We start from the raw sequence: 12451 nt of genomic DNA, 5'->3' as shown, positions 1-12451 counted from the left end.
CTGCCACCGCCGGGTCTGCCACCATCTTTCGAAAAATCGGGCGAACAATGACAGAGTTGCGCTGAAGGGCACAGCTGACCGTCGGCGCGCCGCCCCGCGCGGTTCCCCGCCGCTCCGGGAGGGTGACATGGTTGATCGGGGAACGGCCCCGGCCTCCACCCCGTTGCCGGACGAGTGGCCCATGCGCCCCGAGATCAATCTGGCGCTCAACCGCATGGGCAGCTTCGACTGGGATCTCGACAGCGGCCGCATGCACCTGGATGCCGCCGCCCTGAGCGTCTTCGAGCTGGAACTGGACGACTACGACGGCGACCCGGCGACCCTCTCCCGGCACATCCCCGCGTCCGAGGCCCGACGCCTGGACGCCGTGGTCGCCCAGGCGCTCCGGGACGGCAGCACCACCTACGGCACCTACTTCCGCACCCGGTGCCGCGACGGCTCCCTGCGGTGGACCCACACCCAGGGCTACGTCCACCGCGACAGCGACGGCCGTCCGCACCGCGTCGTCGGGATCATCCGCGACGCCACCGCGGAACTCGCGCACTCCGCGGAACGCCTCGCCCTGGCCGAGGAGCGGCGGCGCCAGACCAGCGTCGTGGAGGAGACCACCGCCGCCCTCGCCCACGCCATCACCGTGCAGGACGTCATCGATGTGCTGGCCGACAGCCAGGGCATGGGCCGGCTCGGCGCGGTCAGCCTGGTGATGGGGCTGCTGGAGGACGGCCGGATGCGGGTCGTCGTGGAGGGCCAGGAGGGCAGCAACGTCCCGGAACTGGAGTACACCCGCGTCGACGAGGACTTCCCGATGAGCGAGGTGGTGCGCACCCTGGTGCCCCGCCTGATGACGTCGCCGGAGGAGTTCGCCCGCCGCTACCCGCGGCTGTGGCCGCACATCGAGCCGCTGGACGTCTCCGCCGCCGCGTATCTGCCGCTGATCGCCCAGGCCCGGCCGCTCGGCGCGCTGGGCTTTCTCTACCGCGACAAGCAGTCGTTCAGCCCCGAGGAGCGCAACCTCCTCGTCGCCCTCAGCAGCAGCATCGCGCAGAGCCTCCAGCGGGCCATGCTCTTCGACCAGGAGCACGACATCGCGGAGAACCTCCAGACGGCCATGCTGCCGCGCAGCATCCCCGACGTGCCCGGCGCCCACATCGCCGTCCGGTACCGCTCCGCCCGCTTCGGACGGGACATCGGCGGCGACTGGTACGACGCCATCCCCGTGCCCGGCGGCCGCGTCGGGGTGGTGATCGGGGACGTCCAGGGCCACGACACCCACGCGGCGGCCGTGATGGGCCAGCTGCGCATCGCCCTGCGCGCCTACGCCGCCGAGGGCCACGCCCCCGCCACCGTCATGGCCCGGGCCTCGGTCTTCCTCAACGAATTGGAGACCGACCGCTTCGCCACCTGCGCCTATGCCGAGGCCGACCCGGTGGACGGGTCCCTGCAGATCGTCCGGGCCGGGCACGTCGACCCGCTGATCCGGCACCCGGACGGCAGCTGCCGGGCGCTGGGCCTGGCCGGCGGGCTGCCGCTGGGGCTCTCCGCCCAGTTCGGCCGCAACGACTACCCGGTCACCCGGCTCGCCCTCGACCCGGGGGAGACCCTGATCCTGTTCACCGACGGGCTGATCGAGCAGCCCGGCGCCGACGTGGACGACGGCCTGCGCCGGCTGCTGGAGGCGATACGCCGCGGCCCGCACGAGGTCGAGGCCCTCGCCGACCACCTCGGCGCGGAGATCGGGGCGCAGGGCGGCGGCGACGACATGGCGATGCTCCTGCTGCGCCGGGAGGGACCGGCCGTTCCGGAGCTGGGCCAGCGCCTGTACCGGCACATCTCGCCGGCGGACCCGGAGGCCCTGACGGCCGTCCGGCAGGCGATCGGCGACGCGGTACGGACCTGGGGCGCGCGGAGCCGTGCGGACGAGGTCGAACTCGTCGCGGACGAACTCATCACCAACGCCCTGCTGCACACCGACGGCGGCGCCGTGGTGACCGTCCGGATGCTCGGGGGGACCGACCACCGGCTGCGGGTCGAGGTGGAGGACATGTCCAGCGGCCTGCCCCGCCGGCGCGAGCCGGGGGAGACCGGCGTCTCGGGGCGCGGGCTGCTGCTGGTGGACCGGCTCGCCGACGTCTGGGGCGTGGAGGCCCAGGGGGCCGGCAAGAGCGTGTGGGGCGAGTTCATCCTCCAGGACCGCTGAGGCTCCGGCGGCGGTACCGACAAGGCTCCAGGGCCGACGAGGAGCGGTGCGGGCCCCGGTCCGGCCGGGACCGGTCGGCCCCCTCGCCCCTCGGCCCCTCGCCCCCTCGGCCCTTCGCTCTGGCGGCCGACGGGCGGCGCCCGCCCGGGCCCGCGGCGTGCGGGTACGGGGCGTGCGCGTACGCGGCGTGCGGGTACGGGGCGTGCGCGTACGAGGCAGGCGGGTACGGGGCGTGCGGGGTTCCGCGCCGGGCCGCACCGGGCAGGGATCCCGCGTGAACGCACACGAGTGGGACCGACTGACGATGGCCGTCGTGGCCTGCGCTCTCGCCAATGACGGCGAGGGCGCCGCCGCGCTCCTGGAGCCGCTCGACGCCCGCGACGTCAGCCACGTCACGGTCCGTCTCGCCGCCATGGCCGCCGAGGCACTGCTGCAGGAGGCGGACGCGGCGGGAGTCGGCCGGGCCGAGGTGCTCGGACGGTGGCAGGCACGCATCCTCGACCACGAGGCCCGCCCGGCCGAGTAGCCGGCGTCCCGTGCCGGGCGGGTGGCCGCCGCCCCTGCCCGGCGGAGAGGCCGACGCAACGCCGCGTCCGGTCGAGGAGCCGGTGTGCCGTCCGGGGCCCGGTGCGCCCCGCCGGCCGCCGCCGCCCGAGCCTGCCCCGCAGCCGGCCCGCCCCGCGTACGAACCGGCCCGCACGCGAACGCGCCGCGCGCGAACCGTCAAGCGCCACGGCACCGGGCCGACAGGGCTCCGCCCCACCGCCCCGGTGCCGCGAGCCAGGGGCCCGGTCCGGTCAGACCTTGTGGTAGTTCCGGGCGTCGTCGGTCGCCGAGAGGACCAGATCGAGGTCGGCCCCCGCCGACGCGGTGACCAGCGCCGCCACCGCACCCTCCACGAAGGGCGCGTCGGCGATCCGCACGCCCTCCGGCAGCGCGGACGCGCCCGTCTCGGCCAGCAGGGCCTTCACCGTCAGCACGGCGCTGCCCATGTCGCAGATCACCACCACACCGCGGCCCGCGTCCGCGTGCTTGATCGCGTCGCGGATCAGCGTGGCGCTGGTCCCGATGCCGCCGTCCTCGACACCGCCCGCCACGCCTATCGGCGCCGGAGTGCCGGAACCGACCAGGGCCTTGGCCAGTTCCGCCGTGGCGGCGGCCACGTCACGGCTGTGCGAGACCAGGGCCACCCCGACCATGGCCTCGGCCCCGGTGGCGGCCGGCTGGGCCCCCTCCTCGTCGTCCGTCTCCTCCGCACCGCCCGCGGTCTCCGCCGCCCCGGCCTCCGCGGTCCCGGTCACCGTTCCGGCGCCGGACGGGGCCGCGGGCTCGTCCCCCGTCGCCGCCGTGACGTCGTAGAGGGCGGTGATCAGCAGCGCCGACGACGCGGCCCCGGGGTCCTTGTGGCCGATGCTCCGCTCGCCGAGGTAACTGGCCCGCCCGCGCCGGGCCTGCAGCGGGACGGTCGCCTCGGCCCCCTCCCGGGCCGCCTGCGAGGCCGCCGCGAGGGCCTGCGGGACCTGGGCGCCGCCGCCCAGCGCCACGCTGTACGCCTCGGCGGCCGGAGCCAGCGCGTCGACCATCGTCTTGTCCCCGGGCCCGGAGTCGCCCAGCCGCCGCACCCCGGCCACCGCCGCCGCCAGCGCCTCGCCGAGCGCCTCGGGGGTGACGGGGTCCTCGTCGCCCAGGACCCGGCCCGCGCGGCGCAGCACCGTGCCGTACAGCGGACCGGACGCGCCGCCGACCGTGTTGGTGAGGTGGGTGCCGAACGCCTTGAGCAGCGCCCCCGGCGTGCCGGGTGGTTCGGCCGTCACCACGGCGAGCGCCGAGGTGAAACCGCGCTTGAGGTTGGCACCGTGGTCCGCGTCCCCGATGGCGGAGTCGAGCTCGGTGAGCTGGGCGGCCTGCTCGGTGATGACCTTCGTGGCGCGGTCGAGCCACCGCAGGAAGAAGGCGGTGTCCAGTACGGCGGAGGCGGGGCCCGTCGGGTCGGTCATGGGCGGAGACTCCTCGGCTCGGAGCGGATGCGGGCGTACGGCCTGCGCGGGGGTACGGGCCGTCCGCCACCAGTCTGCGCCCGCGGCGTCCGGTCAGCCCCCCACGGCGGTCGCCGGAGGGCGTTCCCGCACCGGGAAACGGACCGATGAACCGCAGGTCGTGGGCCGTACCGTAGCGCTCCGCGGCCGTCGCTGCCCATCCGTGGAGGCGTGCCGCGACGATCTTGTCCACCTCGTCCCCGAACCTCCGCGGGCCTGCGTCCCGGCGCACCGCCCGTCGCCCCGCCGCCGACGTCCGGGGCAGGACAACGGGCGGCAGGGCGACGAGGGCAGGACAACGGGCGGCGTGGCGACCGGCGGCAGCACCACCGGCGCAGTGCCGTCGGCGGCGGGGCACCCGCCCGGCCCGCTCCCGTGGCGGAGTCCGGGCGGGTGCCCCGCACCGCCGGTCAGCCGATGGCCTTGATGAGTTCGCCGTTCGCGGTGTCGCCGCTGAGCTCCCAGAAGAAGGTGCCGCCCAGCCCCTGCTGGTTCTTCCAGGCCGTCTTCGCGGCGATGGTCTGCGGGGTGTCGTAGCTCCACCACTGGGAGCCGCAGTGGGCGTACGCGGTCCCGGCGACGGTGCCGTTCGCCGGACACCGGCTCTTCAGCACCTTGTAGTCCTCGATGCCCGCCTCGTACGTGCCGGGCGCCGACCCGGTGGCGGTGCCGCCCGGGGCCTGCTGGGCGACGCCGGTCCAGCCGCGCCCGTAGAAGCCGATGCCCAGCAGCAGCTTCGACGCGGGGATGCCCAGTCCCCGGAGCTTGGAGATCGCGGCGTCGGTGGTGAAGCCCTGCTTCGGCAGCCCCGGCCAGGAGGTGAGCGGGGAGTGCGGCGCGGTCGGGCCCTGGGCGGCCCAGGCGCCGAAGAAGTCGTACGTCATCGGGTTGTACCAGTCGACGTACCGGGCGGCCCCCGCGTAGTCGGCGGCCTCGATCTTGCCGCCGGGGGAGGCGTCGGCGGTGATGGCCGCGGTCACCAGGTTGCTGTCGCCGAACCGGGCGCGCAGCGCCTGCATCAGGGTCCGGAAGGCGTCGCGTCCGCTGCTGTCGCAGCTCAGGCCGCAGGCGTTCGGGTACTCCCAGTCGATGTCGATGCCGTCGAAGACGTCCGCCCACCGCGGGTCCTCGACCAGCCGGTAGCAGGAGTCGGCGAACGCGGCGGCGTTGCGGGCCGCTTCGCCGAAGCCGCCGGACCAGGTCCAGCCGCCGAAGGACCAGAGAACCTTGAGGCCGGGGTGCAGCCTCTTCAGCTTGCGCAGCTGGTTGAAGTTGCCGCGCAGCGCGCCGTTGTCCCAGGTGTCCGCTGTGCCGTCGACGCTGGAGGCGGCGTCGTAGAACTTGTCGTAGTCCGCGTAGGCGTCCCCGATCCGGCACTGGCCGCCGGTGACGTTGCCGAAGGCGTAGTTGATGTGGGTGAGCCGGTTCGCGGACCCGGAGGCCTGGATGTTCTTCACGTGGTAATTGCGCTGGTAGACGCCCCAGTTGGTGAAGTAGCCGAGGACCTTGGAGCCTGCCGCCGCCGTCGCCGGGGCGGCGGCCCGCGGCTGCTCCGCGGCGGCGGGGCCCGCGGGAAGGGCCGCGGCGAGCAGCGTCGCGCAGACGGCCGCGAGGACCGTGAGCAGAGTGCGGAGGCGGGCGGGGGGCCGGTTCGGTCTGAGCATGTTTCTCCTCGGTGTGGGGGAGGCGGCGGCGCCGGCCTCGGCCGAGTTGACATGGACGCGAAGAGCGATGCTGGAACGTTAGAAGGACTAGACCAATACGTCAATGGTTCGGACCAATAGGGGAACGACGGAATCCATCCCGGCCGACCTGTGACGCGCGTCCCTCGATCGGGCATACTCAACGCGCCAGAGCCGCTGGTCAGGCCCCTTCGAGACCCGACGGGGCAGGACCGACCGGCAGAACGTCCGGTGGCGCCCGCCCTACCCCGTGCGGAAGGCCGCCGCAGCGCCCGACAGGGAGGAGAGCGCCGCCATGACCGACCGCGCCGCACAGCCGGTGGAACGCCAACTGCCCACCGAGGAAGCCCGGGACCTCTTCGGTCTCGTCCGCGAGCTGGCTCAGCGGGAGATCGCCCCGCACGCGGCCGGGGAGGAGGCGGAGAGCCGCTTCCCCCGCGAGGTCTTCTCCCTCCTGTCCGAGGCCGGCCTCCTCGGCCTGCCGTACGAGGAGGAGTACGGCGGCGGCGCCCAGCCCTACGAGGTCTACCTTCAGGTCCTGGAGGAGCTCGCCGCGACCCGCCTGACGGTCGGCCTGGGCGTCAGCGTCCACACCCTCGCCTGCCACGCCGTCGCCGCGTTCGGCACCAAGGAGCAGCGCACCGAGCACCTTCCGGCCATGCTCGGCGGCGGCCTCCTCGGCGCGTACTGTCTCTCCGAGCCCGCCTCCGGCTCCGACGCCGCGTCCCTGCGCACCCGCGCGGTCCGGGACGGCGACGACTGGGTCGTCGACGGCACCAAGGCGTGGATCACCCACGGCGGCATCGCCGACTTCTACACGGTCCTCGCCCGGACCGGCGGCGAGGGAGCCAAGGGCATCACCGCGTTCCTCGTCCCGGGCGACGCCCCCGGCCTGTCCGCCGCGGCACCCGAGCGCAAGATGGGCATGAAGGGATCACCCACGGCCCAGCTGCACTTCGACGGGGTCCGGGTCCCCGACGCCCGTCGCGTGGGGGACGAGGGCCAGGGTTTCGCCGTCGCGCTGTCCGCCCTCGACTCCGGCCGGCTCGGCATCGCCGCCTGCGCCATCGGAGTGGCTCAGGCCGCCCTGGACGAGGCGCTGGTCTACGCCGCCGACCGGCAGCAGTTCGGCCGCCCGATCGCCGACTTCCAGGGCCTGCGCTTCATGCTCGCCGACATGGGGACCCAGATCGAGGCCGGCCGCGCCCTGTACCTCGCGGCGGCCCGGCTGCGGGACGCGGGCCTGCCGTTCTCGAAGCAGGCGGCGATGGCCAAACTCTTCTGCACCGATACGGCCATGAAGGTGACGACCGACGCCGTCCAGGTGCTCGGCGGCTACGGCTACACCGCGGACTTCCCCGCCGAGCGGTACATGCGGGAGGCCAAGGTGCTGCAGATCGTGGAGGGCACCAACCAGATCCAGCGCATGGTGATCGCCCGGCACCTGGCGGGGCCGGAGAGCCGCTAGCGGCCTTCGCGGGGAGGGGCCGGGCCGGGACCGCGGGGGCCCACTGCGGGACCGGCCTGGCGTGGACGCCGGCTGACGTGAACTCACCCGCCTCCCGTGCGGGGCGGGTGAGGGGATGCCGGGCAGGCCCGGCCGGGTGACGCGTGCGGATGGTTCCCGGGGCCGGGGCCCGGCGGCGCGCCGGGCGAAGGGCCGGCCCCCGAGGACCCCTCAGGAGCGGGTCGGCACCCGCAGCGGCCGGGAACCCGGGCCGCCCACGTGGGAGAACGGCTGCCGGCGCCAGTCCAGGCCCTCCGGCAGCGTCAGCAGCATCGCGGCGTCCTGCTCCAGGGCGGCCGGAGTGCCGTCGGCAGGCATCGTCCCGGCGACACCGCGGCCCGTCCCCGGGCAGACCTCGAGGCCGAACGGGTTCCACGGCGTCGGGCACAGGGCGTGTTGCGGGAGGACTTCCTCCTCGGCGAGCAGCGCGATCGCCCGCGCGCAGTCCGGGCAGATGACCCGGAATATCTCGTAGGTTTCGGTACTGTCCTCGTCGCTCTCGTCGTCGGCATCGAGGCCGTCCGGCACGAGGTCCGTGTCGACGGACGAGGTCTGAATGCGGTCGCTGCGACCGGGGCGCTTCAGGCTGCGCATGGTTCTTCTCCCCCTCAGGTGGGCCGGCAAGGCACTGCGGCCTCGACCACAGCAACCATTTCCCTGACCGTCCGACAGGTAACCGCGACGCTCCGGGGGACCCCGCCCGAGTTATGTGGCGTTCGTCACATGGTCTGGGTGGTGCCCCCGGTTCGCCTCTCGGGCGCGCGGAGCGCATCGCCGGTCTGCGCCTCGCAAACGAAGGACGCCTGACGGATCGGCGATCGTTCGAGGTGGTCGAGTCGTCCGGCGGTCACGAAACCTGTGGTCAGGGCCGCGGGAGATCGCCGAGGTCCGTCATCGCGACCCACCTGTCGTGCACCGGAGTTCGCGCCCCGGAGCCTCGGGAGCAACGGACCGGCGAACCCGTCCGCGCTGAAGTCGGGGTCGGGCGTGGACGCGCGGGGCGGCCGCACCCCGGCCCGGCTTTACGGGCCGGGGCGCCTCTCAGCGTGCTCCCGCGAGAGCGGCCAGCGGGTGGTCCGCCAGGAAGCCGAAGACCAGGGTGCTGAACTCGTCCGGCCGCTCCAGCCCCAGAGCATGGCTGGAACCCGGCCCGCAGAACACCTCGTACCGCGCGTCCGGCAGGCGTGCGGCGACCGCCTGACCCATCCGCGGAGGGCAGAGCACGTCCTTCTCCCCGGCCACGACCAGCGTCGGCCCGGTGATGGACGGCAGCCGGTCCAGGGTGTCGTGCTCGAGGGCCGCGTCCCACTGCTCCACCGTCGTCCGCAGCTGCTCCTCGGTGCGCGGGAACAGCGGCACCAGTTCCTCCAGCAGCTCCCCGGCGGCCGGAGACCTGAGCAGCTCGGGGGAGAAGACGAGGCGGAGCACCGACACCGCGGTCTGGGGGTCGCGGCGGGCGAACGGGTACCGCAGGGCCGTGAACATCGCCCGCATGTACTCGTCGGTGCGGCCCCAGGTCGACCAGAGGACGAGTCCCCCCAGCCGTTCGGCGTGCCGCAGCGCGAAGGCCTGGGCCACACCCGACCCGAACGACCAGGCCAGCACGTGGGTCCGGGTGATGCCGAGGGTGTCCAGCAGGGCGGCCATGTCGTCGGCGACCGTGTTCATGGAGAGCGGCCCGTCGCCGGCGTCCGACTCGCCCAGCCCGCGGCAGTCGAAGCAGATCAGCCGGTAGCGGGTGGCCAGCGCGCGGATCAGCGGACCCCAGCCGTCCTTCGAGCCGCCCGCCCCCGTCACCATCAGCAGCGGCTCCGCCTCCGGGTCGCCGAATTCGCTGACGGATAACCGGATACCGGTGGACAGTTCCTGCAACATGAAGATCTCCCCCGTCGTGTCCTGCCATGGAACACTGCCACTCGCCGGTGGCCGCGGGCAACCGAGTGTGACCGCGTTCCGGCCGTGACCGGCCACCGGCCGGCCGTCCCACCGCGGCATCGCGCGGACGCCCCCGTTCCGCCCGGGAGGGGCCGACGGTCCGCCGCCGGACCCGCGCGCGGGGCGCGCCGGGCCCGCTCGAAGCCGTGTACGGCCGGAGGCCAGGTGTGCCAAGGGGGCACCGGCGCTGTAGGTTCTTGCGGTGTGGAGGAACTGGACCGGCAGATTGTGGAATTGCTCGTCAAGGACGGGCGCATGAGCTACACCGACCTGGGCAAGGCCACCGGCCTGTCCACGTCGGCGGTGCATCAGCGCGTCCGCAGGCTGGAGCAGCGGGGTGTCATCCGCGGGTACGCGGCCGTCGTCGACCCCGAAGCCGTCGGCCTTCCGCTGACCGCGTTCATCTCGGTCAAGCCCTTCGACCCGAGCGCCCCGGACGACATCGCGGACCGGCTCGCCGACATCGCCGAAATCGAGGCGTGCCACAGCGTGGCGGGCGACGAGAACTACATCCTCAAGGTGCGGGTCGCCACGCCGCTGGAGCTGGAGCACCTCCTCACCCGGATCCGCTCCCAGTCCGGTGTCTCCACCCGCACCACCGTGGTGCTCTCCACGCCGTACGAGGCCCGCCCGCCCCGTATCTGACCGTCCGCCCCGCATCCGAACGGGGCCGCGGGGTGCCCGGGCACGCCGGCGGTCGCGCGTCCGACCCCGGGGCGGGCAGCCGCCCGCGCGCGGGAGACACTGACCGTCATGAGTGAGAGCCCCACGCGCCAGGACGACGCCCCCCGCACGCTGCTGCTGCGCGGCGGAACGGTCCACAGTCCCGCCGACCCGTTCGCCACCGCCATGGTCGTCGAGGGCGGCGCGGTCGCGTGGGTGGGGTCCGAGGGGGCCGCGGACGCCTTCGCCGACGGCGTCGACGAGACCGTGGACCTCCAGGGGGCTCTCGTCACCCCGGCCTTCACCGACGCCCATGTGCACACCACCGCGACGGGACTCGCGCTCACCGGACTCGACCTCTCCGGCACCCGGACGCTCGCCGAGGCCCTGGACCGGGTGCGGGCGTACGCCGCCGAACGTCCCGGGGACCGCGTCCTCCTCGGGCACGGCTGGGACGCCACCCGGTGGCCCGAGCAGCGGCCCCCGTCCCGTTCGGAGCTGGAGGCCGCCGTGCACGGCCGGCCTCTCTATCTCACCCGGGTGGACGTGCACTCGGCGGTGGTCACCGGAGCTCTGCTGGACCTCGTCCCGGGCGTTGCCGGCCTCCCCGGCCACAGCCCCGAGGGGCCGCTCACCCGGGAGGCCCACCACGCCGTACGGCGGGCCGCGTACGCCGCCGTCACTCCCGGCCAGCGGGCCGCGGCCCAGCGGGCCGCCCTGCGCCGCGCCGCCTCGCTCGGCATCGGCACCGTCCACGAGTGCGGCGGCCCCGACATCTCCGGTGCGGACGACTTCACCGGCCTGCTCGAACTCGCCGCGCACGAGCGCGGGCCCCGGGTCCTCGGCTACTGGGCGGAGCAGATCCGGGACACGGAGGACGCCGCCCGGATCCGGGGGCTCGGAGCGGTCGGCGCCGGGGGAGACCTCTTCGTCGACGGTTCCCTCGGATCGCACACCGCCCGCCTCCACGAGCCGTACGCCGATGTCCCGCCCGACGCCCCCGACGGCGGCGGGGCGCACACCGGCACCGCGTACCTGGACGCCCCGGCCATCGCCGCCCATGTCGCCGCCTGCACCGAGGCCGGACTCCAGGCCGGTTTCCACGCCATCGGCGACGCCGCACTCACCGCTGTCGCGTCCGGCGTGCGGGGCGCCGCCGAACGACTCGGCCCGGCCGCCGTCCGCGCCGCCCGCCACCGGGTCGAGCACGCCGAGATGCTCACCCCGGAGACCATCGCCGACTTCGCCGAACTGGGCCTGACCGCCTCGGTGCAGCCCGCCTTCGACGCCGCCTGGGGCGGGGCCGACGGCATGTACGCCCAGCGGCTCGGCGCCGAACGGGCCCGCACCCTGAATCCGTACGCGGCGATGCTGCGCGCCGGTGTGCCGCTCGCCCTCGGTTCGGACAGCCCCGTCACCCCGCTGGACCCGTGGGGCACGATCCGGGCGGCCGCCTTCCACCGCACCCCCGAGCACCGCATCTCGGTCCGCGCCGCGTTCACCGCCCACACACGGGGCGGTTGGCGGGCCGTGGGCCGCGACGACGCCGGGGTGCTCGTGCCCGGTGCCCCCGCCGACTACGCCGTCTGGCAGGCCTCGGACCTGGTCGTTCAGGTCCCCGACACCCGCGTCGCCAACTGGTCGACCGACCCCCGCTCCGGTACCCCCGGGCTGCCCGACCTCACCCCGGGGACCGAGCTGCCCGTCTGCCTGCGCACCGTGGTGGGCGGACACACGGTCTTCGCACGGCCGAACGAGTGACGTACCGGGGTGGCGCGCGGCCGGAACTCCGGGTACCGGTCCGTCGCGTCACCTGCGGATCTTCCCCACTGACCTGCCGGATCGAGCAAGAGGCGCAGGTCAAGCGGCTGTTGACAGAACGCGGGCGGCGGCCGGTAGGTTCGGCCGAGTCCACCACAGGACGTCCGACCGGAGAAGAATCTCCACGCAGTCGCCGCACGCCGCTGGGCATTGGGGCGGTGCGCCGCACGGTGCACCGCCACTGGGAGCCAGGTCCAGCGTCCGCGCCACGGGGGCGAGGGGGGTATCGGCCGGTCGGCAGGTGCGACCCGGGTGGGGCCCGGACGTTCAGTAGACAACGGCTCTCGGTCGATCCGCAGCCAGCGGGTCCCAGGTCGGCCCGAAGGGCGCCGGGCCCCCATCCGTTCGATCCGGCACGGCGGGCCTGCGGCCCGGTGCCTCCCGTCACCTCCCGCCCTCGGCCGGACGGCCTCCGCGTACCGGCGCTTTCCGGGATCCCGCGCTCGCCTGACCTTCCTGCGTCCGCCGTCCGTATTCCGCTTCCCGCGTTCCGTGCCGTCCTCGCAGCGCTCCTGGCCTCGCCGCACCCGTCGAGATGCTGCGCGCCCGTGTGCCGCTCGCTCTCGGTTCGGACCGCCCCGGTGCCCCTCCGGGCCGCGCCCGGTCACCG

General features: G+C 74.6%; 9 protein-coding genes and 1 pseudogene. 5 read left to right on the top strand and 5 right to left on the bottom strand.

Going from position 1 to position 12451, the window contains the following annotated elements; translation table 11 throughout:
* Positions 1-127: 127 nt before the first annotated feature.
* Positions 128-2197, top strand: coding sequence for a SpoIIE family protein phosphatase (locus AC3EQ1_RS10270; RefSeq protein WP_432094002.1), 2070 nt, complete (start codon positions 128-130; stop codon positions 2195-2197).
* Between the two features lie 274 nt (positions 2198-2471).
* The gene (locus AC3EQ1_RS10265; RefSeq protein ID WP_432094001.1) at positions 2472-2723 is read left to right on the top strand and encodes a hypothetical protein; all 252 of its coding nucleotides are present in this window, start codon (positions 2472-2474) and stop codon (positions 2721-2723) included.
* Positions 2724-2994: 271 nt separating this feature from the next.
* On the opposite strand, the gene AC3EQ1_RS10260 is transcribed toward AC3EQ1_RS10265, so the two are convergent.
* From AC3EQ1_RS10260 to AC3EQ1_RS10250, 3 genes and pseudogenes are all read right to left on the bottom strand, one after another.
* Positions 2995-3396, bottom strand: coding sequence for a PTS-dependent dihydroxyacetone kinase phosphotransferase subunit DhaM (locus AC3EQ1_RS10260; RefSeq protein WP_432094115.1), 402 nt, complete (start codon positions 3394-3396; stop codon positions 2995-2997).
* Positions 3397-3528: 132 nt separating this feature from the next.
* Positions 3529-4194 (bottom strand): annotated as a pseudogene (gene dhaL, locus AC3EQ1_RS10255) (dihydroxyacetone kinase subunit DhaL); the annotation flags it as partial.
* Between the two features lie 449 nt (positions 4195-4643).
* Entirely contained in the window at positions 4644-5897 is a 1254-nt protein-coding gene (locus AC3EQ1_RS10250; RefSeq protein WP_432094000.1) for a glycoside hydrolase family 18 protein, read from the bottom strand.
* Positions 5898-6210: 313 nt separating this feature from the next.
* Between AC3EQ1_RS10250 and AC3EQ1_RS10245 the strand changes: the two genes are divergently transcribed.
* A complete protein-coding gene (locus AC3EQ1_RS10245; protein WP_432093999.1) occupies positions 6211-7383 on the top strand; it encodes an acyl-CoA dehydrogenase family protein in 1173 nt (390 codons plus the stop codon).
* Between the two features lie 210 nt (positions 7384-7593).
* Here the strand turns inward: AC3EQ1_RS10245 and AC3EQ1_RS10240 are convergent, their stop codons facing one another.
* Entirely contained in the window at positions 7594-8016 is a 423-nt protein-coding gene (locus AC3EQ1_RS10240; RefSeq protein WP_432093998.1) for a hypothetical protein, read from the bottom strand.
* Between the two features lie 447 nt (positions 8017-8463).
* A complete protein-coding gene (locus tag AC3EQ1_RS10235; protein WP_432093997.1) occupies positions 8464-9297 on the bottom strand; it encodes an alpha/beta fold hydrolase in 834 nt (277 codons plus the stop codon).
* A 264-nt stretch (positions 9298-9561) separates the two neighbouring features.
* Here AC3EQ1_RS10235 and AC3EQ1_RS10230 point away from each other — a divergent pair, with 264 nt between their 5' ends.
* Entirely contained in the window at positions 9562-10002 is a 441-nt protein-coding gene (locus tag AC3EQ1_RS10230) for an Lrp/AsnC family transcriptional regulator (RefSeq protein WP_351503947.1), read from the top strand.
* Positions 10003-10110: 108 nt separating this feature from the next.
* Positions 10111-11781 (top strand): amidohydrolase, encoded by a 1671-nt coding sequence (locus AC3EQ1_RS10225; protein ID WP_432093996.1) that lies wholly within the window; start codon positions 10111-10113, stop codon positions 11779-11781.
* Positions 11782-12451: the final 670 nt, after the last annotated feature.

The sequence above is a fragment of the Streptomyces sp. bgisy100 genome, assembly GCF_057709105.1.
The sequence above is the reverse complement of the archived record's forward strand: the minus strand, read 5'-3'. Positions and strand labels throughout refer to the sequence as shown.